Raw genomic sequence first — 24,965 nt, 5'->3', positions numbered from 1 at the left:
AGGAAACACGATGAAGACCAGCGTTATCGAAGTTCACGCCATGCTGTCGGTGCTGAGCGTGGAAGAAGTGGAAAAGCGGATCGGCGAGGTGCCGGGCGTCGAAAGCGTGACGGTGAACTTCGCCGCCGAGAACGCGACCGTGCGCTACGACGAGACCCGGCTGGAAGTTGCCGATATCAAGTCCGCACTGCGCTTGCGGGCGCACCAGCCGGCCAACCCCGCCACGCCCGTTGGGCCCGATGGACATGCGCCAGACGGTGCGCCGGCAGGCCATGCGGCCGAGCACGCAACCCTCGCAACTGCCGCGATGAAAGCCCCTCAGGTGGACACGCCGGCCGCTGCGCCGCCATCGCCCGTGACCGTTGCGCCGGCAGCCGCTGCACCCGCACCGGTCACCCCGGCCACCTCAGCCGCGACGACAACGCCCGACGCCGACGCCATGCCTGCCGGCATGAAGATGCCGGACACTTCGGCAACCGGTTCAGATGCTGCGGCCGCACCCAAGGCAGCCGAATCGTCCCTGCCGAACTCACCGGCCGAGCCAGCTTCACTGTGGCGGCGGCTGCGATCATGGGTGTCGCCGGCAGCACCTGGACCTGCGGACCAGAAGCCTGCGGCTACCGCTACAGCAGGCGCCAATCACAAGGGGCACGCAGGCCACGGCGGCTCTTCCTCGCCAATGTCGTCCGACATGGCCCAGGAAATGGGCCACGGCGGCAACATGGACCTGCCCGCCATGGTGCGCGACATGCGCAACCGTTTCTGGATTTGCCTCGTCTTTGCGGTGCCGATCTTCATCTACTCACCGATGGGTGGCATGTTCACGCCGCCTGCGCCGCCCTTCGGCCTGCCGCTTAATCAGTGGCTGTTTGGCTTGGCCAGCGCCGCTGTTTTGTACCCAAGTTGGCCATTCTTCGTCGCGGCTTGGCGGGCACTGCTGAAGGGCAAGCTGAACATGGCGACGCTGATCGTGCTAAGCGTCGGCACCGGCTACGTTTTCAGTGTCGGTGCCACCTTCTTCTTCGAGAGCGAGCAGTTCTTTGAAGCGGTTTCCGTGCTGCTGGTGTTCATCCTTCTCGGCCACTGGCTGGAGATGCGCGCCCGCGCCGGTGCTTCGTCGGCCATTAAGGCACTGATGAAATTGACACCAGCCAAAGCCTTCGTATTGCGCAAGGGCGCCGAGGTTGAAGTGGCGACGGCTGACGTGGTGGTGGGCGACATCGTCGTGATCCGACCCGGCAACAAGATACCGGTGGACGGCACAGTCGAGTCGGGGGACTCACTTGTCGATGAATCAATGCTCACTGGCGAGTCAATGCCGGTGCAAAAAGGCCCCGGGGCGAAGGTGGCAGGTGCCACCATCAACACCAGTGGCACGTTCCGCTACAAGGCCACCAAGGTGGGCTCCGACACAGCGCTGGCGCAGATCGTCAAGTTGGTGCAGGAGGCGCAGAACTCCAAGGCGCCCGCGCAACTGCTGGCGGACAGGGCGGCGCAGTGGCTGGTGGTCGCCGCCATCGTCATCGGGCTGTTGACCTTCGCGGTGTGGTTCTGGTGGCTTGGCGAGCCGCTGCTGTTCGCGGTGACGCTGACCATGACCGTCTTCGTCATCGCCTGCCCTGATGCACTGGGGCTGGCCACGCCAATGGCGGTGATGGTGGGCACCGGCTTGGGTGCAGCCAACGGCATCCTGTTCAAAAACGCCTCGGCTCTGGAAGACGCCACCAAGCTCAACGTCATCGTCTTCGACAAGACTGGCACGCTTACCGTCGGCAAGCCGGAGGTGGTGGACATGGTGATGGCCGAAGGCATCACCGAGGACGCGTTGCTGATGGCGGCTGCAGCCGTCGAGCAAGGGTCGGCCCACCCGTTAGCACAAGCCGTTTTGCGCCGCGCATCGAAGTTGAAGGTCGTCGCCCCGACCGGCTTCAAGAGCATCGATGGCCAGGGCGCCCAGGCGCAAACCGCCGCCGGTGTCGTGTTTCTCGGCAACCGGCTGCTGATGGACACGCAGAAGCTGGCGCTCGGGAAACTGCAAGCTGACGCGGCGCGGTTGCAAGGCGAAGGGCGGACGGTGGTGCACGTGGCGCAAAACGGCAAGGTGATCGGCCTGATTGCCATCGCCGACGCCATTCGGCCCACCGCCAAGGCCGCTGTCGCCAAACTGCGCGAGCGGGGCATCGAGGTGGTGATGCTGACGGGCGATAACGCCGGGACTGCCAAGCGCATCGCTGCCGACCTGGGCATCACCAGCGTGCTGTCCGACGTGTTACCAGGCCAGAAGGCCGCCAAGATCAAGGAGCTACAAGCAAGCGGCAAGAAGGTCGGCATGGTTGGCGATGGCGTCAACGATGCGCCTGCGCTGACCCAGGCGAACGTGGGCTTTGCCATCGGCGCCGGCACCGACGTGGCGATGGACAGTGCCGACGTGGTGCTAATGAAGAGCGACCCTTACGACATCGTCGGCGCCATCGAACTGTCCCGCGCCACCTTGCGCAAGATGCACCAGAACCTGTGGTGGGCGGTCGGGTACAACGTGATTGCCTTCCCGCTGGCCGCAGGGGTGCTCTATCCCTTCACGCTGTCGCCGGAGATCGCGGCGCTCTCGATGTCGGGCAGCTCGGCGGTGGTGGCCATCAACGCGCTGCTTCTCAAGCGTACCAAGCTGGCTGGCATCAAGAGTGCCAAACCCAAACCCACCGCTGCGGCCGAACCGGCTGCTGCAGAAGTCACCGCATGAACCATCAGGCAAAGGCCGCTGCCCTGCAGCCGCGCTCTGGCGTCTGTATATGGCCACCTGCGCCATGGAGTTCGAATCCGGCGACATCGGCGTGTACCAGGTGCGGGCGGCCAGACGCTCTGCCGGCGCCACCTCACCGCCGCTGACCAGGCGCCATCTGTACCGATGAACAGCCCGTCCGCCAAGCCACAAGTTGCCGACGATCTGCGGCCGCTGCAGCTGTTCTTCCTGGCAGCTGCAGTGTTCGTGGTGTCGGCCGGCTATGGCGCCTTGCTGCCACTATTGCCGGCTTGGCTTTCGCAGAAAATGCCCGGATCAACTCCTACCGAAGTCGCCCGGCATGTCGGCTTTCTGAGCGGGGCCTACACGGCTGGAGTGCTGGTCGGCGCGCCGATCTGGGGGTGGATCTCCGACCGCGGAGGCCGACCCCGCATCCTGATCCTCGGCCTGGTCGGCTATGTCGCCAGCCTGCTGCTGCTGCTGCCTGCGATGGGCGGCCTTTGGACCATCTACGTTTTGCGTGCGGCGGCCGGGCTGTTCGTCGCCGCCGTGGTGCCGTTGGTGCCAGCGCTGGTGGCAGCACACACGCCCAAGGCGATTCGGGCGCGCCGCTTCGCCTGGTTGGGTGCATCCTCGCTGCTGGGCTTCCTGTTCGGGCCGGGTTTGAATGCTGTGGCCGATGCCCTGGCCGCGGTGTTCAGCAACGGCGCTGCGTTGGCCGCCCTGTCAACCCGCATCGTCATCATTCTTTCGGCCCTGCTCGGGGCGTTGATGATGCTGGGCCTGGCGCTGACCTTGCCCAAGCACGAGGGCACTGCCGAATCTGATGCCGACCCCGCTGCAAGCGCGCCCGCAGGCTTTGCCGCGCTGTGGTGGTTAGCCGTGGCAGTGAACCTGGTCCTCTCCGGCTTCGAGCTGGGCATCGTGCTGCAGGGCCGGCAGCACGCCGAGCTCACGACACAGCAGGTGGCGATGATGTTCGCCGAATGTAGCTTGGTCATGCTGGGCATCAACGCGCTGCTGTTCTTCACCGGGCTGCTCGACAAAGCGCCACCGCGCCAGTTCGTCGCAGCCGGTTCTGTGCTTGGCATGGCAGGCCTGGCTGTGCTGGCGCTGCATCAAACCAACACAGGGATGTACATCGGGGTCAGCTTGACGTCGGCTGGTACCGGCCTGGTCCTGCCGGTCATTGCTTTCCTTGCCGCCGGAGCCTTGCATCGCAGCTTGGGCGTGACGATGGGTGGCTTAGCAGCCGCTGGCGCCTTGGGGCAAACGCTCGGGTCGGTTGCCAGCGGCTGGCTGTTCGGTGCCGTTGAACGGCTCAGCTTCGGCTGGCTGGCGGCGCCGCTGCTCGCGATTCTGATCTTGCTGTTTCTCCGCCCTTCGTGGTGGAAGGCCCCGAGCACTACGCGAGACGCCGAACTTTCACCCACACCAAACTGAACTCACCATGACCGACCGCATCGACATTGCAAAGACAGGCGCCACCATCGTCGGCGGCGGCATTGCCGGCTTGGCCACCGCGGCGTATCTGCTGCGTGACGGCCGCCTCAACGGCGACAAGATCCACGTCCTTGAAGAGTCCGACCAGACCGGCGGCAGTTTGGATGCCCAGGGCACTGCGGCGCGCGGCTACGTCATGCGGGGCGGCAGGATGTTCGACGAAGAAGCCTACACCTGCACCTTCGACCTGATGTCGTTCATCCCCTCGCTCACCGATCCGCAGAAGACGGTGAAGCAGGAGTTCTTCGACTTCAACGAAACCTTCAGGTCGCATGCCCGGAGCCGACTAGTCGCCAACGGCAGGCCGGTAGACGTTTCGTCACACGGGTTTAGTGCGCGCGACCGGCTCGACCTGATGGAACTCATGATCGAGTCCGAAGCATCGCTGGGCAAGCGAAGGATCGACGGGTACTTTCAGCCCGCGTTCTTCGAGACCAACTTCTGGTTCATGTGGTGCACCATCTTCGCCTTCCAGCCTTGGCACAGCGCGGTGGAATTCAAGCGCTACATGCTGCGCTTCATCCAGGAGTTCCCGCGCATCGAGACGCTGGCAGGCGTCCGCCGCACACCGTACAACCAGTACGACGCCATCGTCCGGCCGCTGATGAAGTGGCTGCTTGCGCAAGGCGTGCATTTCGACCTGAACACCCAGGTCACGGCACTGGACTTCAAGACTAGCGCGAACGAGACGCGGGTCGAACACATCCGCCTTCTGCGGAACGGCAAACCCGGACACATCGCCATTGGCGAGCACGACTGTGTGTTCACCACGCTTGGTTCCATGACGGCCGGCTCCACCTTGGGCAGCATGACTTCAGCGCCAAGCCGCGAGGCACAACCCTCGAAAGGATCGTGGGCGCTGTGGCACTCCATCGCGAAAGATCGACCGGAATTCGGGCAACCGTCGGTATTCGACGGCAACGTCGAACAGTCGCTGTGGGAATCGTTCAGCGTGACCTTCGACGACCCGTTGTTCTTTCGCATGATGCAGGAGTTCAGTGGCAACGAGGCCGGCACAGGTGGCCTGGTGACGTTCAAGGATTCAAACTGGCTGATGTCGGTGGTGTTGCCACACCAGCCCCACTTCTTGAATCAACCCGAAGGCGTTACCGTGTGCTGGGGCTATGGCTTGTTTCCCCACGCTGAAGGCAACCACGTCAAAAAGAAGATGTCGGACTGCTCGGGTGCAGAAATACTCGCCGAGTTGTTTGGCCACTTGCGCTTCGAAGCAAAGACACAAGCGTTGCTCAAAACGGCCAATTGCATTCCTTGCATGATGCCGTTCATCACCAGTCAGTTCCTGGTGCGATCGGCCGGCGACCGGCCCGCCGTGGTGCCGAAGGGCGCACTGAATTTCGCCTTTCTCGGACAGTTCTGCGAGATCGCGGACGACGTTGTGTTTACCGTCGAATACTCGGTCCGGTCGGCACAGATCGCCGTGTTCTCGCTGCTGGGCTTGGACAAAGAGGTATCGCCGATCTACAAAGGTCATCACGACCCGAGCGTGTTGTTCAACTCCGTCAAGGCGATGCTGAAGTAGGCATCGCACCGCTCCCCCGTTTGCCTCTTCAAGGAGAACATCATGGACTGGCTGGCACAAAACTGGATCTGGGTACTTTTCGGCATCGCGTTTGTGGCGATGCATCTGTTCGGGCACGGCGGCCACGGGGGACACGCAGGCCACGGTTTGGAACGGACCGGCCGCCGCGACGCAACTGATGCGCAAGTTCCAATAGCCGGGGGCGCCCGTCCGGCGGCGCCCCCGGCCGATACAGGCACGCACCGTCACTAGGAGCACTTCATGCTGAACATCAAGGTAGTTTCCTGGGCTCTCGCCACCACGACATCGATCTCGTTTGTCGTCTGCGTGGTCTTTGGGCTCTTCACGCCAGAATCACTGCACTCGCGTGCCCTGCTCGAACAACTGCTGCCCGGCTTCAAGTGGCTCACGCTGCCAGGTTTCCTGATCGGTCTGGTCGAAAGCTTTCTCTACGGTGCCTATGCCGGTCTGGTGTACGTGCCGGTTTACAACTTTTTCGCACGCCGCTTCGATCCCGGCATTTCCGGCAGCGGGAGGTCCGGACAGTCAGCGAACAAGCCGCCGATCGCTCGCGGTGGACGGTGATCAAGTTCATTCAGAAGCGGGAAAAACAATGTGATCGCGAGGCCTAAACCGTGACCAGCATCCATCAAGGTTGGCGTGAACTGCATCCCGACCTCAGCCTCAACTTCCAGCTCAATCGCTGGGCGGCGTATGGCGGTGAAGCCTGGTTGCGCGACGTCGAGCCCATCCTGCCGCGATTGGTCGGATACGACGCGTGGCGAGACGAATTCGTGAGGCTAGGGGAGGCGGCCGAGCGGGAGGGCCGTCCCTACATCGCCGGTCTCCACTTTCGCTCGGCAGAGTTCTTCATGCTCAAGAGCGATGCGCGCAAGCAGCCCACGCGCCTGCGCCTGCTGCCGCAACTTCGCCAGCCGTTCGAGGGAACTTACACGACGCACAGCGTCCCATTCGGGAATCTCACGCTCACGGCGTACCGGTTCGGCAAGCCTCAAGTCGTTGGGACCATTGTGCTGTTTGGAGGCTTCGACAGTTACGTCGAGGAACTCTTCCCCATGCTCTGCGAATTCGCGCGGCGCGGCCACGACATTGTCGCGTTCGAAGGACCAGGACAAGGCAGCATGCTCGAGGACCAGCACACCCCCATGACCGCAGACTGGCATCGTCCAGTCGCTGCGGTCCTAGACGCGCTCGGACTCGAAGACGTTACGCTCATTGGCGGGTCTCTCGGTGGATGCCTCGTTATCCGCGCCGCCGCATTCGAGCGCCGAGTGCGGCGTGTCGTCGCTTACGACGTCATGACCGACTTCCATGCATGCCTGACGCACCAGCTGCCAGAGGCGGTGCGGCCCCTTGTCGGAGCGCTTGAGCACACGGGCGCACTGATGGACGCCTTGATGAACATTGCGAGCGCCCAATGCGCCGTCATTGAGTGGGGCCTTCAGCAAGCGATGCGCGTCTTCGGTGTCAAGACCCCCCACGAAGCCCTTCAGGCAGCGCGCGCCTATCGAACGGACGACGTCTCGAGCCGCGTGACACAGGAAGTGCTTTTGCTCGCGGGGGCGCAGGATCACTACGTGCCACTCGATCAACTGTGGACACAAGCACGCAATCTCACGCACGCCCGCTCGCTGACAGCGCGCGTGTTCACACGGCAAGAGCACGGCCAGGCCCATTGCCAGGTCGGCAACATCCCCCTCGCGATTGACGTGATATGTCGTTGGATCGATGGGACAGAGCGTTCGCAGCCCGCTCTACAAACGGTGGTGACGCAATCGATGGACACCGAACTTGAGCATCTGCGCATGCGCATGATCGCCATGGAGAACTTGCTGATCGCGATGCTCGCGCAAGCGCCTGATCAACAGCTCGAACTGGGCTCCGAGATGGCTGGCTTCATCTCTCCGAGACCCGGTTTCACGCAACATCCCAGGACGGCCGGCGCGGCAGCCAAAATGATCCATCTTCTTCATCGCGCCCAGCACTTTCAGGGCTGGGTCAAGGGCGACGCCCTTACATGAATACGCCGCAACTTCCAATGACGGGGGCAGATACTGTCAAATCGATCGGACCCATAGAGGTACTGAACAGCGAATGCTTTTGCATCAGCCTTGATACCTCGGCGCTGCGCCAGGCGCTGGAGTCGGAGATCGGCGAGCCGGGTCTGTTTGACTTGATCCAGCAGCGCTGCCCCTACTTGTTCGCAACTCGCCCCGTTTTTCTGTCGCAAGGCCATGCGCTGCGCATGACCCAAGTGGTGCAGGCCATCGAGTCGGTGGTTGCCCTTCCGGCTTACCGCGACGAAGTTCTGGCCACGGCACCCGCCATCGCACGCCATGATCCCGGCGGCGCCAAGGGCGTGTTCTTCGGCTACGACTTTCATGTCGCCAACAACAGCTTCGGGCTCATCGAGATCAACACCAATGCGGGCGGAGCCATGCTCAATGCCGTGCTGGCACGCGCACAGCGGGCGTGCTGCGCGGCCATAGATGGCCACTTGCCGCCATCGGCCACAGCCGGTGAGTTCGAAGACGACATCATGTCGATGTTTCGCAACGAGTGGTCGCTCTCTGGCCACGACCGACCGTTGCGAAGCATCGCCATCGTCGACGAGAACCCCGAACAACAGTATCTCTACCCCGAGTTCCTACTGTTTCAGCGCTTGTTCCAGCGCCACGGGTTGCAGGCAGTGATCGCTGGCCCCACTGCGTTCAGTCTGCGTGACGGTGTGCTCTGGCATGGTGATGTGGCCATCGACCTCGTCTACAACCGCCTCACCGACTTTTCGTTGGCGGAGACCGCCAGCGCGACGCTGCGCGAGGCCTACTTGGCCAACGCGATGGTGCTCACGCCACATCCGCAGGCACATGCGCTGTATGCGGACAAGCGCAACCTGGCCTTGCTCACCGATGCCACGCGGTTGCAGGCCTTGAGCGTGCCTCAGGCCACCCAAGACGTTCTGCTGGCCGGCATTCCCCATACTGAAATCGTGGAGGCGCAACATGCCGAGCGCCTGTGGCGCGATCGGCGGCAACTGTTCTTCAAGCCGTTCGCCGGGTTCGGTGGCCGAGCAGCCTACCGCGGCGACAAGCTGACCCAGCGTGTCTGGCAAGAAATCCTTGCGGGCGGCTATGTGGCGCAGGCGCTGGTGGCTCCCGGCGGGCGGGTGATCTCCAACGAAGAACCAGCGCAGGTGCTCAAGTTCGACCTCCGCGACTACGCCTACGACGGCCGCGTGCAATGGGTGGCGGCGCGTTTGTACCAGGGTCAGACAACGAATTTCCGCACGCCCGGGGGCGGTTTTGCCCCGGTATACGAAGGGCCGGTTGACGGGCCCGCAGGCTGCTTGCCAAACAGCTTCATTCCGGCGCCCCATGAAAGTCGCTTGTTCTTGCTCGACGGCCACGAAGTGCAGCCACTGGCTCACGAGCGCTACGTTGCGCTCGCCCGCGGCGAAGCGGCTGCAGCCGAGTTCGCCAGCCGCCGCTTCATCCTGGTCGACTGGTACCTGCGCCTGGCCTGTGGCCAACCCGAGGCAATCGCCAGCGAAACCTGCAGCTGGCTGGTGTTCGACAGTCAAGGAGCCATCGATTCGCACGCCGCCCATGCAATCGATGCGGCCGCCGTGCCGACCGAAGCGCAGTGGGCAATAGTCCGCTCACTGGTGTTTGGCAACGAACGCGCAACCAGTGCCGGCGAGATCACGCCATGAGCCTTGCGCGGAATTCCAAGGCGGTCGAGCGCGCCGCCACCCAAAGCGAGATTTCCAAGAGCGACCTGTTGGTGGTACTTCTTGAAGGGATTCATCCTTCGGCCGTCGATGCACTGCGCCACGGTGGCTACACGCGCATCGTCACCCATGCCAAGTCGCTGGCCGGCATCGAGTTGCGCGCGGCGCTGACCGAGGCGACCTTTCTGGGGATACGCTCCCGCACACAGCTGACCGGAGAGGTTCTGCAGCACGCGAACCGGCTGGCGGCCATCGGCTGCTTCTGCATCGGCACCAACCAGGTCGATCTGGGCGCCGCCATGCGCCTGGGCATTCCGGTGTTCAACGCACCGTTCTCCAACACGCGCAGCGTGGCCGAGCTGGTACTCGCGCAGATCATCATGTTGATGCGCGGCATTCCGGAGAAGAACGCGGTCCTGCACCGTGGCGGCTGGGTCAAGAGCGCCGCGCATTCGTACGAAGTACGCGGCAAGACGCTGGGCATTGTGGGCTACGGCCACATCGGTACGCAGATCGGCGTGCTCGCTGAACAGCTCGGCATGCGCGTGGTGTTTCGCGACATTGAGGCGAAGCTGCCGCTCGGCAATGCGTTTGAGATGGCCGGACTCGATGAGCTCCTGAAAGTCTCTGACGTGGTCAGCCTGCATGTCCCGGAAACTGCGGAAACAGCCAACATGATCGGTACAGCGCAACTTGCGGCGATGAAGCCCGGAAGCCACTTGATCAATGCTTCGCGCGGCAGCGTGGTCGACATTGATGCACTTGCTGCAGCGCTGGAGAGCCGCCACCTGCACGGCGCTGCGATCGATGTCTTCCCCGTCGAGCCGCAAGGCAACGATTCGGCCTTCGTCTCGCCACTGACACGCTTCGACAACGTCATCCTGACGCCGCACATCGGCGGCTCGACCTCCGAGGCGCAGGTGAACATTGGCAAGGAAGTCGCAGCCAAGCTGATCCGGTATGACAACAACGGCTCGACCACCTCGGCAGTGAACTTCCCCGAAGTCGCCCTGCCCAAGCACGCCGGACGCAGCCGGCTGTTGCATATCCACAAGAACGTGCCCGGCGTGCTGGCCCACGTCAATGAGAAGCTGTCGGCGGCAGGCATCAACATCGCCGCTCAATACTTGAGCACTAACGCGGATGTCGGCTATGTGGTGATCGACATTGACCACGCGGCGTCGCAGCCTTCCCTGGCCGAATTGTGCAGAGTCCCGGCAACGATCCGCTGCCGGATTTTGTATTGACGTGCCCGATCCCCTAACCCCATTCGACCTCGTCATCGGACAGACGCCGGCCAATTTCACCGGCAACCCGCGCATTGCGACCGCCGTCAACGGCACGGTACATGTTCCCACCCTGTACTGGCGCGAGGGCGACACCGTCACGCTTCGGGTGACCAACCGCCTGGCTGCGACCAGTTCGATCCACTGGCACGGCATCCTGTTGCCCAGCCCGATGGACGGCGTTCCTGGTCTTTAGTTCGCCGGCATGTGATCGACAAGGCGCCTGCCAACGGCGCGCCGATCGGCGGCATCAAGGTCCGCGCGGAGAGTGGCTGGTTCGCCGCGCGACCCTCGGGCACCGAAGACATCTACAAGATCTACGCCGAGAGTTTCCACAACGACGCGCACCTGCGCCGCATGCTTGCCGAGGCGCAAGACATCGTGCATGCAGCACTCAATCTCAAGGACACGACATGACGACGCTGACCCCCGACCTTCTGAACAAGATGCACGCCTGGTGGCGCGCCGCTAACTACCTGTCGGTGGGGCAGATCTACCTGCACGCGAACCCGCTGCTCGAAGAGCCGCTGACGCTGGCGCACATCAAGCCGCGCCTGCTCGGGCACTGGGGCACCACGCCTGGACTAAACCTGCTGTACGTGCACTTGAACCGCCTGATCAGGGAGCACGACCTGGACATGATCAACGTCATCGGCCCGGGCCACGGTGGCCCGGGGCTGGTGGCGAACACCTACCTCGAAGGCACGTACACCGAGACCTATCCAGACATCTCGCGCGACCGCGACGGCATGCGCAAGTTGTTCCGCCAGTTTTCGTGGCCCGGCGGCATCCCGAGCCATGTGGCACCGGAAACGCCTGGCTCGATCCACGAAGGCGGCGAACTGGGCTACTCGCTGGCCCATGCGTACGGCGCGGCCTTCGACAACCCCGGGCTGATCGTGGCGTGTGTCATCGGTGACGGTGAGGCCGAGACCGGCGCACTGGCGGCGAGCTGGCACTCGAACAAGTTCTTGAACCCGGCTCGCGATGGCGCGGTGCTGCCGATCCTGCACCTCAACGGATTCAAGATCGCCAACCCGACCGTGCTGGCCCGCATCGGCCGCGAAAATCTAACGGCCCTGCTGCGCGGCTATGGGCACGAGCCGCACTTCGTGGTTGGCGACGATCCCATGGCGGTGCACGAGCAACTGGCGCAAACGCTCGATGCCGTCCTTACGCAGATCCACGCCATTCAGGCCGCGGCGCGCGCGTCGGATTCGCCTAATCCGCCGCTACTTCCGCGCTGGCCGATGATCGTGTTGCAGACGCCCAAAGGCTGGACCGGCCCCAAGGAGGTCGATGGTCTGCCGGTGGAAGGAACATGGCGAGCGCACCAGGTGCCGATCACACAGTTCACCAACGCGCAGCACATCCGCCAACTGGAAGACTGGATGCGCAGTTATGCGCCGCAAGAACTGTTCGACGCCAACGGCCGCTTCCGCGACGAATTCGCCGTGCTCGCGCCGGCCGGAAACAGACGTATGGGCGCTAATCCGCATGCCAACGGCGGGGAATTGCTGGCACCGCTGGTGATGCCTGACTTCCATGATTTCGCAGTGCCCGTGGTGGCGCCAGGCGGCGCGATCGGTGAGTCCACGCGCGTGCTCGGCAACTTCCTTGCCGAAGTGATGCGCAGGAATACTGACAGTGGCAACTTCCGCCTCTTCGGCCCGGACGAGACCGCCTCCAACCGGCTCGGTTCGGTAGTGGAAGCCAGTGGCAAAGCGTGGATGGCCGAGATCGACGCGGTCGATGTCAATCTATCGGCCGATGGCCGCGTGATGGAGGTGCTGAGTGAGCACCTGTGCGAAGGCTGGCTCGAAGGCTATCTGCTCACCGGACGCCATGGCTTGTTCTCGTGCTACGAGGCGTTCGTCCACATCATCGATTCGATGTTCAACCAGCATGCGAAGTGGCTGAAGGTCTGCAACCAAATCCCATGGCGCAAGCCCATTGCGTCACTCAACTACCTGCTCACCTCGCATGTCTGGCAACAGGATCACAACGGCTTCTCACACCAGGACCCGGGCTTCATCGACGTGGTGGCGAACAAAAAGGCGGACGTCGTGCGGATCTATCTGGCTCCCGACGCAAACTGCCTGCTGTCGATCGCCGACCATTGCCTTCGCAGCCGCAACTACGTCAACCTGATCATCGCTGGCAAGGCGCCTGCCTTGCAGTGGCTCGACATCGAATCGGCAGCACGCCACTGCACCGTCGGCGCTGGCATCTGGGCCTGGGCCAGCAACGATGCGGGTTCCGATTCGGGTGAGCCCGATGTGGTGATGGCCTGTGCCGGCGACGTGCCGACGCTCGAAACGCTGGCCGCTGTGGCGCTGTTACGCGGGTACGTGCCGGACATCCGCATCCGCGTTGTGAACGTCGTCGACCTGATGGCACTGCAGCCGCAGTCCGAGCATCCTCACGGCCTGGACGATGACGCGTTCGACGCCATGTTCACGCGCGACAAGCCCATCGTGTTTGCCTTCCACGGCTACGCGGGGCTGATCCACCGCCTGACCTATCGCCGCCACAACCACGACAACCTGCACGTGCGTGGCTACAAGGAAGAAGGCACGACGACGACCGCGTTCGACATGGTGGTGCTGAACAACATCGACCGCTACCAGTTGGCGCTCGACGCCATACGCCGCATTCCGCGCCTGGCGCATCTTGTCGAGCAGGCTTCGCAGCGCTATGACGCCAGCATCGCGCGCCACAAGGCCTACATCAGCGAACACGGCGAGGACCTGCCGGAAGTGCGCGACTGGCGCTGGACGGCATGAGCAGCGACGCAGGCCGACCCGTGCTGGCGTTGAACGTCGGCTCGTCGTCGCTCAAATTCGGTTTCTACATGGTGGACGCAAGCGGCAGCCGCGTGCTGATTTCCGGCGCAGAAGAAGCTGGCGGCGAGCCCGAAGCGGCGCTGGCTCGCATCGCGCAGCGGCTGCAAGCGCAGAGCATGCCTGCGCCTGCCGCAGTCGGCCACCGCATCGTTCATGGCGGTCCGCACTGCCGCCTGCACACCTTGATCGATGCGGCCGTGATGCAGCAACTGCAAGCCGCCACCGCGTTTGCGCCCCTGCACGTGCCGCCCGCGCTGGCGCTGGTGCGCGCGGCGCAAGCGCGCTTCCCCGGTGTGGCCCAAGTGGCGTGCTTGGACACGGCATTCCATGCTGGTATGCCCGCTGTCGCCCGCACGCTGCCCATCCCGCGCGAGCTTCGGGCGCTGGGCATCGAACGCTACGGCTTCCACGGCCTGTCGGGGGAGTCGATCGTGCGGCAACTGGGCAGTGACCTCCCACCGCGTTTGGTGATTGCCCATCTCGGCCACGGCGCGAGCGTCACCGCGGTGGCTCACGGAGCGTCGGTGGACACGAGCATGGGGCTGACGCCGACGGGCGGCGTGATCATGAGCACACGCTGCGGCGACCTCGACCCCGGTGTGCTCGCGTACGTGGTTCGCGAGCACGGCTATGACGCGGCTCAGCTCGCATCGCTGATTGACCAGCGCTCTGGAATGCTCGGCATCTCTGGCCTCAGCGGTGATTTGCGTGAGCTGATTGCTGCTGCGGCTTCGACATCCGCTTCAGATGATGACGCGCGTCTGGCCATCGCGATGTTCTGCGCTTCCGTGCGCAAACAGATTGCTGCAATGGCGGCCGTTCTCGGCGGCGTTGACCAACTGGTCTTCACGGGCGGGATCGGAGAGAACGATGCTTCGACGCGCGCATTCATCTGCGAGGGCCTGGACGCGCTGGGCATCCCCACCGCAAAAGCGCGTGTGCTGCCTGCGCAAGAAGACGAACAGATCGCTTTGCTCACCTGGCAGATCACTCGACAACCGCACTGACCAACCGGAGTTGCCATGACGAACCCCCTCGACCAGCTCTGCATCGACACCCTGCGCTTTCTCTCGGTGGACGCCGTTCAGAAGGCCAACAGCGGCCATCCCGGCATGCCGCTGGGCGCCGCGCCGATGGCCTATGCGCTGTGGGCGCGGTTTCTCAAGTTCAATCCGCACAACCCGGACTGGCCTGACCGAGACCGCTTCGTGCTGTCTGCCGGCCACGGTTCGATGCTGCTCTACAGCCTGCTGCACCTGAGCGGCTACGACCTTTCGCTCGACGACATCAAGGCCTTTCGACAATGGGGCAGCAAGGCTCCGGGCCACCCGGAACGTGGGCACACCCCAGGCGTCGAAGTCACCACCGGGCCGTTGGGTCAGGGCTTCGCCAACGCGGTGGGCCTGGCCATCGGCGAAGCGCAACTCGCGGCGCGCTACAACCGGCCAGGGCATGTGGTGATCGACCACCACACCTATGTGATCGTCGGCGATGGCGACCTGATGGAAGGCGTGGCAGCAGAAGCCGCCTCACTGGCTGGGCATCTGAAACTCGGCAAGCTGATCTGCCTGTACGACGACAACCGCGTGACGCTCTCCGCCGGCACCGACATGGCGTTCTCGGAAGATCGCGCCGCGCGCTTCGAAGCCTATGGCTGGCACACCGTGGCGGTGGCGGATGGCAACGATGTCGAGGCGATAGCCGCCGCTTTGCAGGCCGCGCAGGTGGAAGCCTCGAAACCGTCGTTGATTCTGGTGCGCACGCACATTGGATTCGGCTCACCCAACAAGCACGACAGTTTCGAAGCCCACGGTTCGCCGCTCGGCGTTGAAGAGGTTCGGCTGACCAAGCAGCGCCTCGGCTGGCCCGCTGAGCCGTCGTTCCTGATTCCCGAGGCGGCCGGTGTGCACATGCGCGAGGCGCTGGCGCGCGGGCAGAACGCCGAGGCCGTGTGGAGAGCACGCCTGGCGGCCTACGCCCTGGCGTTTCCGGAACTGGCCGCAGAACTGCAGTGCAGCCTGCGCGGGGAACTGCCCTCCGGCTGGGACGACGACATCCCGACGTTTCCTGCCGATGCCAAAGGCATGGCCACGCGGGTCGCGTCGGGTAAGGTGATGAACGCGATGGCCGCGCGGCTGCCCGCGTTATCCGGTGGCTCAGCCGACCTGGACACGTCGACCAAGACCGCACTGAAGGGCCGGGGCGATTTCAACCCGGCTTCAACCGACACTGACGACACCCAAGGTTCCAACGGCGGCGGCTGGAGCCATGCCGGTCGCAACTTGCACTTTGGCGTGCGCGAACACGCGATGGGCGCCATCGTCAACGGCCTGGCCGCGCACGGCGGCTTCATTCCTTACGGCGCCACCTTCCTGATCTTCTGCGACTACATGCGGCCGGCCATCCGCCTGGCGGCGTTAATGAAGCTGCATGTCGTCCATGTGTTCACCCATGACAGCTTGGCCGTGGGCGAAGACGGGCCCACGCACCAGCCGGTGGAGCAACTGGCCAGCCTGCGCGCGATACCGGGGCTCACCCTGATCCGCCCGGCGGACGCCAATGAAACAGCGGTGGCCTGGAAGGTGGCCGTAGAGAGCCGACAGCGTCCGGTGTTGCTCGCGCTGACCCGGCAGGAGGTGCCCACGCTGGACCGAGGCCGCCATGCCAGCGCCGAAGGCCTGCGCCGCGGCGCCTATGTGCTCAGCGACGCGGGTGGCCAGCCGCCCACGCTCATCCTAATCGCCAGTGGATCGGAGGTCGCCTTGATCGTTGCCGCCGCCGAGAAGCTACAGGGCGAAGGCATCGCTGTGCGCTGTGTGTCGATGCCCAGCTGGGATCTGTTCGACGCGCAGCCGCAGAGCTACCGAGATAGCGTATTGCCACCAATCGTGGGAGCGCGGCTAGCCGTGGAACTGGGCGTGGCGCAGGGCTGGCATCGCTACGTCGGTGACCGGGGCGACGTGCTCAGTGTTGAATGCTTTGGTGCATCTGCCCCGGCCGACACCTTGCTGCGCGAATATGGTTTCACGATCGACAACGTGGCGTCGCGGGCACGCGTGCTGCTGAACCGCTAATGGGCGCCTTCATCGAAATGCCACACAGCCGCCTACTTCGGCGGCGGACCTCCTCGCGACGCATCGCGAGGCAGTGCAAACAGCGTGGCCGCGTCACTGTCGAGCAGGTTGCCAACCTGCTCGACAGTGACGTCCGGCACCGGGTAGAGCTTGGCATTCGCCGGGTCAAGAGCGTAGTGGCCCTGGCGTGGAAACACCGTCGTCAGGCGGTCGCCGAGAACGGATTTCATCGCTGTCAGCAGCCGCTGCTTGTCATCCACCATTACGTAGTGGCGCGCGGGGTGTATGCGTTGAACCTCGTCGAGCATCTGCTCCTTGTGCACGTAGATCAGTACACGGCCACCCACCGCGTCCCACAGGCCCGAACGCTGCACCTTGCGCGGCTGGAACACCACGTCACCATCGGACAAGATCACCGTTGGGCCAGATCGGCCGAGGTGCGCAATAACATCGAGCGCGCCCGGATACAACCGATCGGCGAAGGGGTAGTCGATCAGAAAGCTCGACATCAGCAACAGTTGGGCGTCATCCGAATCGCCTCGCTCAGCGTCGGCGCGGTAGCGCTGCAACGCGCCCAGATAGTCGGCGTAGCCGAGGTCAGTGCGCAGCGCTTCGAAGGCAGCCCAATAGCGGGCCGCGCTGGCAACGCCGAATGCAGCTTGGAGGTGACCACGAAGGTCGGCGATGATCCGGTCGTTGTCGAGCAGCGTGTTGTCGACGTCGAGCAAGAACACCACATCGGCGCTCGCGTTCCGGTTCATGTGGAGTCCCCTGGGGGTTTCTCGGCATGACCGCCAAATTCATGTCGCATCGCCGACAACACCTGATTGGCATAGCCGGCTTCACCCCGCGACGCGAAACGCTGATACAGGGCGGCGCTGAGCACATGTGCCGGCACCGCTTCGTCGATGGCCGCCTGCAGCGTCCAGCGGCCCTCTCCCGAATCGGAAACACGGCCGCCGTAGGCCTGGAGCTGCGGGTCGCGCAGCAAAGCGCCGGCTGTCAAGTCGAGCAGCCACGAGCCGATGACGCTGCCCCGGCGCCAGACCTCGGTGATGTCCGGCAGGTTCAGCTCGTACTGGTAGAACTCGGGCTCACGCAGCGGCGTGGTCTCGGCATCGGCGGTCTGACTGCCTTTGCCCACGTTGGCGTTGCGCAGGATGCTCAGACCTTCGGCATAGGCCGCCATCACACCGTACTCGATGCCGTTGTGAACCATCTTCACAAAGTGGCCCGCGCCGTGCGGGCCGCAATGCAGGAAGCCTTGCTCGGCGCCAGTGTGTTCACCGCTGCGCCCCGGAGTTCGCTGCGCAGCGCCGGCACCCGGCGCCAGCGCCATGAAGATCGGCTCCAGGCATTTCACGACATCGTCATCGCCACCGATCATCAAACAGTAGCCGCGCTCCTTGCCGGCCACGCCGCCACTCGTGCCCACATCGACGTGGTGAAGACCCGCTGCGGCCAGTTCCCTGGCGCGGCGAATATCGTCGCGATAGTACGAATTGCCACCGTCGATCACCGTATCGCCAGAGTCCAGGTGCGGCACCAGTTCCGCCAGGGCTTGATCCACGGCACCGGCCGGCACCATGAGCCAGACTGCGCGCGGCCGAGGCATCTTGGCAACCAGCTCAGCCACGGACGCCGCGCCTTCGGCGCCATCGGTCTGGAGGCTGGCCACATGGGCAGGGTTCCGGTCGTGAACAACACATCTGTGGCCCTTGTTCATCAGGCGACGAACCATGCTCGCCCCCATCCGCCCCAGACCGATCATCGCAAGCTGCATTCGCATCTCCACTGCCATCGCGATCCCGTCCCGCAAGCAGAACGCCAGCAACAAACATGTCGCTTCCGGCATCCCTATGCGGCGTTCGCGGCCAAGGCTACGGGCGGGGTCATAGCCCGTCTGTGCGCTGCAGCACGTTGCACTGATCCAAAGCTCACAGGCCCGCTCGGTAGTAATGATGACCTTATTGCGACGCGACGCCGCCTTTGTCGTGCCCGAGGTACGCGAGCGCACAGACGTTTTGCGTGTCGCGCCATATTCTGCAAATCAGATGGCTTGACTGCGCGTGGCGCACTTTCCCGCAGGCGCGCGCAATGCCAACGAACTGCCCGACAACCCGCTCGTGATTTCACCGAACTAGCCAATCGGCCAGCTACCCAGGAGGTGCGCAGACCATGCCCGCAGGCTACACCCAGCCCCTGTACATCCTGCCCTTCGACCACCGCGCGTCGTTTGTGAGTGGCCTGTTCGGCTGGACCGGTGCACTCGCGCCAGAACAGACCGCGCAAGTCATCGCGGCCAAACGCGTGATCTACGACGGCTTTGCGGCCGCAGTGGCCGACGGCATTAACAAATCCAAGGCCGGGGTCCTGGTGGACGAGCACTTTGGTGCCGACATCTTGCGCGACGCAAAAAACGGCGGCGTCATCACCTGCGCGCCCACCGAGAAGAGCGGGCAGGACGAGTTCGACTTCGAGTTCGGCGCTGACTTCGCGCAGCACATCCAAGACTTCGCGCCAGCATTTTGCAAGGTGCTGGTGCGTTACAACCCCGAAGGCGATGCGGCAGTGAACCACCGTCAGGCGTCGCGCCTTCGCACATTGTCTGAAGCCCTTGTGGATGGGCCATCAAGATTCATGTTCGAGCTGCTCGTACCGGCCACGCCGCAGCAGCTGGAAGGCTTCAGCGGGGAGGCTCGCGCCTACGACCGCAAGCTCAGGCCCGCACTGATGCTGCGCGCCATCAGCGACTTGCAGGATGCGGGGGTCGAGGCCGATGTCTGGAAGGTCGAGGGCCTGGACAGCAAGGCCGACTGCGAGCGCATCGTGGCGATGGCGCGGCGCGACGGGCGCGCGAGCGTGGGTTGCATCGTGCTCGGGCGCGGGGAGAACGAGCAGCACGTTCGCGCCTGGTTGACGACGGCGGCAGGCGTGCCCGGATTCATCGGTTTCGCGGTAGGGCGAACGACCTTTTGGGAGCCGTTGATCGCCTTGCGCGACGAGAAAATCACTCGCGAGGATGCGGTGGCAGAAATCGCCCGCCGCTACCGGTTGTGGGTCAGTGTTTTCGAGGCCGCCAAAGCCGCGGCCCGTTCTGCTGACTCGTCGTCCACGCGATCCCCGCCAGGTTGAGGCGCATGCTTGAGCAGCAACATGCCAATACACCGACCTTCAGTGACGCACGCCTGGATGCCCTGCAGCGCCACGCGTTCGAGTACTTTGTGCGCGAAACCAACCCCGCGAACGGTCTCGTCGCCGATAAATCGCAGCCCGGTTCGCCCGCAAGCATTGCGGCGGTGGGCTTTGCGCTGGCGGCCTATCCCGTGGGGGTTGAGCGTGGCTGGATGACGCGCACTGATGCAGTGTCTCGCACGCTGACGTTGCTGCGGTTCTTCTGGGCCAGCCCACACGGTACAGCGCCTGACGCAACCGGATTCAAAGGCTTCTACTACCACTTCCTGGACATGAACACAGGCCAGCGTGCAGGCTTGTGCGAGGTGTCGACCGTCGACAGCACGTTTCTCCTCGCCGGCATGCTGGCCGCCGCTGCGTACTTCGACCACGAAGACGAAAACGAGCAGGCCGTGCGTACGCTGGCCGACGCGCTGTACCGCCGCGTCGATTGGGCCTGGGCTTGCAACGGTGCCGCGACGGTGACGCATGGGTGGACGCCCGAAGGCGGCTTCCTGCCTTACCGCTGGAGCGGCTACGACGAAGCCACCTTGCTGTACGTATTGGGTCTGGGCTCGCCGACGCACCCGCTGCCGGCCGAGAGCTATACGGCCTGGACTTCAACCTACGAATGGAAAACGATCTACGGCCACGAGTTGCTTTACGGCGGCCCGCTATTTATCCACCAGTATTCACACATCTGGCTCGACATGCGCGGCATCCAGGACGCCTTCGCGCGCGACAAGGGCATCGACTACTGCGAGAACAGCCGCCGCGCGACCTACGTGCAGCGTGAGTACGCCATCCGCAACCCGCTGAACTTTGCAGGCTACGGTGAAAACTTCTGGGGCCTGACCGCGAGCGACGGGCCGGGCTGGACGACTCGCCGCATCAACGGCATCGAGCGCTCGTTCTTCGACTATGCGGCGCGCGGCGCACCGTACGGACCTGACGACGGGACCGTCGCACCCTGGGCCGTGGCTGCATCGCTGCCGTTTGCGCCCGAGATCGTGCTCCCTTCGCTGCAGCATTTTCAGGACGTGTATCCCCAGATCACGGGCGAATACTGCTTCAGGTGCAGTTTCAACCTGAGCTTTTCCGACGAGGCCGAAATCGATGGCCACGTGGGCTGGACGTCGCCCTATCACTTCGGCATCAACCTAGGCCCGGTGGTGCTGATGTGCGAGAACCACCGCTCTGATTTGCTCTGGCGCTTGATGCGCGCTTGCCCCTATGTCGTCGCGGGGTTGCAGCGGGCGGGATTCACGAAAGGCTGGCTATGAGAATCGACACGCTGGCTGCACCAAAGGAGTCTTCCCCAGCACCAGGAGAGCCATGGGCAGGTACAGGCTCCGCCGGGCGTGTCTTCGAACACCCGGACGATCACACGCGGCTTGCGGCCCACATGAACCAACGGGCGTAGCGTAAGGGGTAGAGTTGGATGACACTCGGTCTCGACGAACAGGCAGGTCCGCCAGCTGCGTGCCTGGGGCACTCCTGTCAATGCCTGGGTGTGTGGGGAGGAACGCACTACCTCACCCCATGGTGCGGTTTGAAAGTCCCGAGGGTGCCGCTGCTTGAATGGTGCCTGGACCTGCGCCTCGTCGAGCGCTACTCACTGGGGAACGGGGTATCTTGCCGATGGAACCGTGCGCTCGCGCTGACTCCTATGGACCACACCGCTATCCGTCGCGTTCGCGAGTTGACTGCCACGCCGGAGTTCAATCTCGTCGTGTTTGCGCTGCTTCTCAACTTCCCTTGGGAAGTCCTGCAAGCGCCTCTGTTCGAGGGCATGGCCGCCGCACCCCATTCAGCCGTCATAAGCGCCTGCCTGCAGGCCACGCTGGGGGATGCCGTGATCACGCTGCTGGCCCATGCAAGCATCATGGCCGTCACGCGGCGGCGCCGTTGGGTGTGCGTGCCGTCTTGGCGCGAAGCGGCCGGGTTCGTCGCAGCGGGGATTGCGATCACAGCAGTGGTTGAATGGCTGGCCACGCGGGGGCAATGGGTCCAAACTTGGACCTATTCGTCCGCGATGCCGCTCATTCCGGGATTCGAAATCGGCCTCTCCCCGCTTCTTCAATGGTTGATCGTCCCGCCGATAGCCCTTTGGTTCGTGCGTCGGCAGTCCGCGCGCCATAGATCGGTCGATGGACTGCACTGACCCCCTCCCGAACCTACCCGAGGCCCGTCAAAGCCGGTGCGGTCTACTGGTTGCCCTCGGCGCGGTCGCGCCGTTGCCCTTCTTCGCCGGCGGCGCTTCGCCGGTGCCGGTACCTCCCAGCCGGTGGCGTGCTGGCCTTGATGCATGCCAGCCGACGGCTTGTAATTCGGCCGCCTCAGCTCAGATGGATGGGTGAGGGCCGGAATTGATTTTGCACGGGTGATGCCTTCCCGCGCCGAGCCTGTCGTGTTCAGAGGCAGCAGCCTTCAGTCGAGCTGGCATGGCGCAAATCAGAGGTCTGTGCAGCGCATCAGACATTTCCTACGTCACCACAGCGTGGTCACAGCGCTTGGTCATGAACAGCCGACACTTAGCATTGAATAAATGGTCATTGATCCCGATCAGTTAGGCTGAGGTACGGCTGTCCTGACTGGCTTTTCCCATCCACTGGAGATTCTATGAACCGCGCACCTTTCCGACATCTTGTTCACCTCAGTCTTTGTCTGAGCGTTTCCGCGCTCAGCGCGCTTTCGGCTGGTACGGCGGCCGCTCAAAGCATGCCGGCGATGCCTGCCAGCGGTGCCATGGGCAAGCCCATGGCCGGTATGCACGCCGGAATTTCCAAGGAGATGCATACCTCCATGATGAGCGGCATGGATGCTATGAAGAACATGTCAATGAGCGGTGACATTGACAAGGACTTCGCGATGATGATGAAGATGCACCATCAGCAGGCCATTGACATGGCCAAGCCGGAAGTCGAGCACGGCAAGTCACCTGAGATCAAGGCAATGGCCCGAAAGATCATCAAGGACCAGACCAAGGAGATCGCACAACTTGACGGATGGCTGAAGAAACATCCTTGACGCGTCAATGCCAAAGGCGCGCGAAGTTGGGACCACGCAACGGGTTTCAATCCCTCGATTTTAAGCGTTGCATGTAATTTCCGGAGAAGTCCAAATTTGCACGCCGCTTGAAGCTGACCTGTGCGGCGTCACTAAACATGACTTCGATGTCGTGGCGCTGGCCGGTATGAGCGGCCAAGTCGGCGCGTTGGTCAAAAATAGGTTCGGCCTTGAGATCGACAGGGAAACGCTGTCTCGGCACGTGCGTCGTTCCATCAGCCGATTGTTGGTGGGCGTTGAAGATCCGAACGACGCTGCAGCGGTGCAGTAGGTGCGCGACGGGCTCCGGTGGCTGGACTATCCACCGTTCTAGGTGGGCATGGCAGCTGGCTTCATACAGTTGCTGAGGTCGCGCTATTCCTTAGGTATTGACGACATCCCTAAGCTCACGCCGCCTTGATGTGGATTGCATTGGCACCGATGCGCAGCTGTTCCAAGTAGTCCGCCCACGTCTGCATCAGCGCCTTGCGCTTGTTCATGTGTTCAGTTCGGTCATAGGCCGAGCCGAGCGGCCCCGACTTCGCATGGGCTAGCTGTGACTCGATCACGTCGAGATCAATGCCGTCGATGTTCTCAGCCATGATGGTGCGGGCCATCGCCCGGAAGCCGTGGGCCGTCATCTCGTCCTTGCTATAGCCCATCCCTCGCAGCGCCGCATTCACGGTGTTCTCGCTCATGGGCTTGTCACCCGTTCGCAGGCTTTGGAACACGTAGCGGCCTTTGCCCGTCAACGGATGAATTTCGCGTAGCGCGGCCACCGCCTGCACGGCTAGCGGTACCAGATGCGGCCGGCCGTTGAGTTTGCCCGCTTTAGCCCGTTTCATGGACTCGGCGGGGATGGTCAGCATTGCCCCGTCCAGGTCGATCCAGGTCCACTCCAGCGAACGGATATTGCCAGGCCGCTGAAATAACAGGGCCGACAGGAGCAGTGCGACCCTCGTGGTGGGCTGACCTTGGTAGCAGCCGATGGCCCGCATCAGTTCGCCAGCCTTGGCCGGCGTCAGCACGGCTGCCATGTGCTTGACGGTATGGCTCTTGAAGGCGCCGACCAGATCGCGGGCGGGGTTGCTCTCGCATTTGCCGGTATGGATGCCGTACATGAAGACCTGCCCGGCGAACTCGCGCAGATCCCGCACCAACTGCGTGGCGCCGCGTGCTTCTACCCTGCGCAACGTGTCGAGCAGGATGGGTGCGCTGATGGCGCGCAAGGGCAGGGCACCGATCCAGGGGAAAAGGTCCTTCTCGCAGCAGCGCAAGAACTGCGCAGCGTGAACTTTGCTCCAGTCGCTCGCCTTCTTCCCGTGGTACTCCTCGGTCACCGCCTTGAAAGTGAAGGCCGAGGAAACGCGCTTGGCGAGCACTTCGGCCTTGCGCGCCTGCACAGGGTCGGCGCCTGTATCGTGGACCTTGCGTGCGGCGTCCCGGCCAGCTCGCGCGGCCTTCAGCGCCACCTCGGGATAGCTGCCTAGAGCCAGGCGCTTCTCCTTGTCGCCGAAGCGGTACTTGGCAAACCAGCGCTTCGAACCGCTCGGTGAAATTTCCAGGTAAAGCCCGCCGGAATCGGTCAGGCGAAGCCTGCTCTTGCCAATGGGGCAAACAGCGTTTTTGCAGGCGACGTCGGTCAGCATGGGGGAACAGAGTGCTCGGAAAGTGGGGGAACGGTGTTTTGTTCCCCCAAATGTTCCCCCACCAAGCAGGCGCTGTAAAGACCCCTTGAGGGAGCGTCTGAGACAAAATTCAACCTAAGTCGTTGATTTAATTGTCTCTCTGATCGCTTGCGGGATGTCTTGGAACAAAGACCTGGTCCCTCCGGCGGGAATCGAACCCACATTTGCCGCTTAGGAGGCGGCCGTTCTATCCATTGAACTACGGAGAGCTGCGCTCGCGCAGCAAGCTGCCGGGCGAGGGCGCGGATTCTCGCATGCACGGCCGGGCGGCCCTGCCGGGCGAGGCGGCCCGCATTTCTGCCTATCGCGGCCATT

19 protein-coding genes, 1 tRNA gene and 2 pseudogenes are annotated in these 24,965 nt (G+C 63.5%); 18 read left to right on the top strand and 4 right to left on the bottom strand.

From position 1 onward, the window contains the following. The first annotated feature begins 10 nt into the window (after positions 1 to 10). From ABIS05_RS22415 to tkt, 13 genes and pseudogenes are all read left to right on the top strand, one after another. A complete protein-coding gene (locus ABIS05_RS22415) occupies positions 11 to 2,740 on the top strand; it encodes a heavy metal translocating P-type ATPase (protein WP_348012975.1) in 2,730 nt (909 codons plus the stop codon). Between the two features lie 165 nt (positions 2,741 to 2,905). Continuing rightward, on the top strand, positions 2,906 to 4,183 hold the full coding sequence (locus ABIS05_RS22410) for an MFS transporter (protein WP_348012974.1): 1,278 nt from the start codon (positions 2,906 to 2,908) through the stop codon (positions 4,181 to 4,183). Positions 4,184 to 4,190: 7 nt separating this feature from the next. Continuing rightward, positions 4,191 to 5,783 carry an oleate hydratase gene (locus ABIS05_RS22405; protein WP_348012973.1) on the top strand — a complete coding sequence of 531 codons (1,593 nt, stop codon included), beginning with the start codon at positions 4,191 to 4,193 and terminating at the stop codon, positions 5,781 to 5,783. A 42-nt stretch (positions 5,784 to 5,825) separates the two neighbouring features. Next, positions 5,826 to 6,035, top strand: a complete 210-nt coding sequence (locus tag ABIS05_RS22400; RefSeq protein WP_348063335.1) for a DUF2933 domain-containing protein — start codon at positions 5,826 to 5,828, stop codon at positions 6,033 to 6,035. A 9-nt stretch (positions 6,036 to 6,044) separates the two neighbouring features. Then, on the top strand, positions 6,045 to 6,368 hold the full coding sequence (locus tag ABIS05_RS22395; RefSeq protein WP_348012972.1) for a DUF5676 family membrane protein: 324 nt from the start codon (positions 6,045 to 6,047) through the stop codon (positions 6,366 to 6,368). A 50-nt stretch (positions 6,369 to 6,418) separates the two neighbouring features. Continuing rightward, positions 6,419 to 7,825: an alpha/beta fold hydrolase gene (locus ABIS05_RS22390; RefSeq protein ID WP_348012971.1), complete on the top strand. Its 1,407-nt coding sequence runs from the start codon at positions 6,419 to 6,421 to the stop codon at positions 7,823 to 7,825. Then, positions 7,822 to 9,516: a hypothetical protein gene (locus tag ABIS05_RS22385; RefSeq protein ID WP_348012970.1), complete on the top strand. Its 1,695-nt coding sequence runs from the start codon at positions 7,822 to 7,824 to the stop codon at positions 9,514 to 9,516. Before ABIS05_RS22390 ends, ABIS05_RS22385 begins: the two co-directional genes overlap by 4 nt. Beyond that, a complete protein-coding gene (gene serA, locus ABIS05_RS22380) occupies positions 9,513 to 10,781 on the top strand; it encodes a phosphoglycerate dehydrogenase (protein ID WP_348012969.1) in 1,269 nt (422 codons plus the stop codon). The genes ABIS05_RS22385 and serA overlap by 4 nt, the downstream gene beginning before the upstream one ends. 16 nt (positions 10,782 to 10,797) lie before the next feature. Next, positions 10,798 to 11,013 (top strand): annotated as a pseudogene (locus tag ABIS05_RS22375) (multicopper oxidase domain-containing protein); the annotation flags it as partial. Between the two features lie 14 nt (positions 11,014 to 11,027). After that, positions 11,028 to 11,237, top strand: a pseudogene (locus ABIS05_RS22370) (alpha-D-glucose phosphate-specific phosphoglucomutase); the annotation flags it as partial. After that, positions 11,234 to 13,606, top strand: a complete 2,373-nt coding sequence (locus ABIS05_RS22365; RefSeq protein WP_348012968.1) for a phosphoketolase family protein — start codon at positions 11,234 to 11,236, stop codon at positions 13,604 to 13,606. The pseudogene ABIS05_RS22370 and the gene ABIS05_RS22365, both read left to right, overlap by 4 nt. After that, on the top strand, positions 13,603 to 14,673 hold the full coding sequence (locus tag ABIS05_RS22360; protein WP_348012967.1) for an acetate kinase: 1,071 nt from the start codon (positions 13,603 to 13,605) through the stop codon (positions 14,671 to 14,673). The genes ABIS05_RS22365 and ABIS05_RS22360 overlap by 4 nt, the downstream gene beginning before the upstream one ends. Before the next feature lie 15 nt (positions 14,674 to 14,688). Then, complete coding sequence (tkt, locus tag ABIS05_RS22355; protein WP_348012966.1) at positions 14,689 to 16,740, top strand: transketolase; 2,052 nt, start codon at positions 14,689 to 14,691, stop codon at positions 16,738 to 16,740. A 32-nt stretch (positions 16,741 to 16,772) separates the two neighbouring features. On the opposite strand, the gene ABIS05_RS22350 is transcribed toward tkt, so the two are convergent. Together ABIS05_RS22350 and gnd are read right to left on the bottom strand one after the other, a co-directional pair. Next, complete coding sequence (locus ABIS05_RS22350) at positions 16,773 to 17,501, bottom strand: HAD family hydrolase (protein WP_348012965.1); 729 nt, start codon at positions 17,499 to 17,501, stop codon at positions 16,773 to 16,775. Then, positions 17,498 to 18,523 carry a phosphogluconate dehydrogenase (NAD(+)-dependent, decarboxylating) gene (gene gnd, locus ABIS05_RS22345; protein WP_348012964.1) on the bottom strand — a complete coding sequence of 342 codons (1,026 nt, stop codon included), beginning with the start codon at positions 18,521 to 18,523 and terminating at the stop codon, positions 17,498 to 17,500. The genes ABIS05_RS22350 and gnd overlap by 4 nt, the downstream gene beginning before the upstream one ends. A gap of 395 nt (positions 18,524 to 18,918) precedes the next feature. On the opposite strand from gnd, the gene ABIS05_RS22340 reads away from it, so the two are divergent. From ABIS05_RS22340 to ABIS05_RS22320, 5 genes are all read left to right on the top strand, one after another. Next, on the top strand, positions 18,919 to 19,875 hold the full coding sequence (locus tag ABIS05_RS22340; RefSeq protein ID WP_348012963.1) for a 2-deoxy-5-keto-D-gluconate 6-phosphate aldolase domain-containing protein: 957 nt from the start codon (positions 18,919 to 18,921) through the stop codon (positions 19,873 to 19,875). A gap of 5 nt (positions 19,876 to 19,880) precedes the next feature. Continuing rightward, positions 19,881 to 21,197 (top strand): glucoamylase family protein, encoded by a 1,317-nt coding sequence (locus tag ABIS05_RS22335; RefSeq protein WP_348012962.1) that lies wholly within the window; start codon positions 19,881 to 19,883, stop codon positions 21,195 to 21,197. A 386-nt stretch (positions 21,198 to 21,583) separates the two neighbouring features. Then, positions 21,584 to 22,078 carry a hypothetical protein gene (locus ABIS05_RS22330; protein WP_348012961.1) on the top strand — a complete coding sequence of 165 codons (495 nt, stop codon included), beginning with the start codon at positions 21,584 to 21,586 and terminating at the stop codon, positions 22,076 to 22,078. A gap of 458 nt (positions 22,079 to 22,536) precedes the next feature. Next, positions 22,537 to 22,944 carry a DUF305 domain-containing protein gene (locus ABIS05_RS22325; protein WP_348012960.1) on the top strand — a complete coding sequence of 136 codons (408 nt, stop codon included), beginning with the start codon at positions 22,537 to 22,539 and terminating at the stop codon, positions 22,942 to 22,944. Positions 22,945 to 23,011: 67 nt separating this feature from the next. Then, on the top strand, positions 23,012 to 23,254 hold the full coding sequence (locus tag ABIS05_RS22320; protein ID WP_348012959.1) for a hypothetical protein: 243 nt from the start codon (positions 23,012 to 23,014) through the stop codon (positions 23,252 to 23,254). A 115-nt stretch (positions 23,255 to 23,369) separates the two neighbouring features. Here the strand turns inward: ABIS05_RS22320 and ABIS05_RS22315 are convergent, their stop codons facing one another. Then, the gene (locus ABIS05_RS22315) at positions 23,370 to 24,611 is read right to left on the bottom strand and encodes a site-specific integrase (RefSeq protein ID WP_348012958.1); all 1,242 of its coding nucleotides are present in this window, start codon (positions 24,609 to 24,611) and stop codon (positions 23,370 to 23,372) included. A gap of 173 nt (positions 24,612 to 24,784) precedes the next feature. After that, positions 24,785 to 24,859 (bottom strand) — tRNA-Arg (locus tag ABIS05_RS22310). Positions 24,860 to 24,965: the final 106 nt, after the last annotated feature.

The organism is Roseateles sp. (assembly GCF_039929605.1).
GTDB lineage: Bacteria > Pseudomonadota > Gammaproteobacteria > Burkholderiales > Burkholderiaceae_C > Pelomonas.
The sequence above is the reverse complement of the archived record's forward strand: the minus strand, read 5'-3'. Positions and strand labels throughout refer to the sequence as shown.

Coding starts and splice junctions, on each gene's coding strand:
- ABIS05_RS22415 (WP_348012975.1), top strand. CDS start 11: ATGAAGACCAGCGTTATCGAAGTTCACGCCATGCTGTCGGTGCTGAGC.
- ABIS05_RS22410 (WP_348012974.1), top strand. CDS start 2,906: ATGAACAGCCCGTCCGCCAAGCCACAAGTTGCCGACGATCTGCGGCCG.
- ABIS05_RS22405 (WP_348012973.1), top strand. CDS start 4,191: ATGACCGACCGCATCGACATTGCAAAGACAGGCGCCACCATCGTCGGC.
- ABIS05_RS22400 (WP_348063335.1), top strand. CDS start 5,826: ATGGACTGGCTGGCACAAAACTGGATCTGGGTACTTTTCGGCATCGCG.
- ABIS05_RS22395 (WP_348012972.1), top strand. CDS start 6,045: ATGCTGAACATCAAGGTAGTTTCCTGGGCTCTCGCCACCACGACATCG.
- ABIS05_RS22385 (WP_348012970.1), top strand. CDS start 7,822: ATGAATACGCCGCAACTTCCAATGACGGGGGCAGATACTGTCAAATCG.
- serA (WP_348012969.1), top strand. CDS start 9,513: ATGAGCCTTGCGCGGAATTCCAAGGCGGTCGAGCGCGCCGCCACCCAA.
- ABIS05_RS22365 (WP_348012968.1), top strand. CDS start 11,234: ATGACGACGCTGACCCCCGACCTTCTGAACAAGATGCACGCCTGGTGG.
- ABIS05_RS22360 (WP_348012967.1), top strand. CDS start 13,603: ATGAGCAGCGACGCAGGCCGACCCGTGCTGGCGTTGAACGTCGGCTCG.
- tkt (WP_348012966.1), top strand. CDS start 14,689: ATGACGAACCCCCTCGACCAGCTCTGCATCGACACCCTGCGCTTTCTC.
- ABIS05_RS22350 (WP_348012965.1), bottom strand. CDS start 17,501: ATGAACCGGAACGCGAGCGCCGATGTGGTGTTCTTGCTCGACGTCGAC.
- gnd (WP_348012964.1), bottom strand. CDS start 18,523: ATGCAGCTTGCGATGATCGGTCTGGGGCGGATGGGGGCGAGCATGGTT.
- ABIS05_RS22340 (WP_348012963.1), top strand. CDS start 18,919: ATGCCCGCAGGCTACACCCAGCCCCTGTACATCCTGCCCTTCGACCAC.
- ABIS05_RS22335 (WP_348012962.1), top strand. CDS start 19,881: ATGCTTGAGCAGCAACATGCCAATACACCGACCTTCAGTGACGCACGC.
- ABIS05_RS22330 (WP_348012961.1), top strand. CDS start 21,584: ATGGACCACACCGCTATCCGTCGCGTTCGCGAGTTGACTGCCACGCCG.
- ABIS05_RS22325 (WP_348012960.1), top strand. CDS start 22,537: ATGAACCGCGCACCTTTCCGACATCTTGTTCACCTCAGTCTTTGTCTG.
- ABIS05_RS22315 (WP_348012958.1), bottom strand. CDS start 24,611: ATGCTGACCGACGTCGCCTGCAAAAACGCTGTTTGCCCCATTGGCAAG.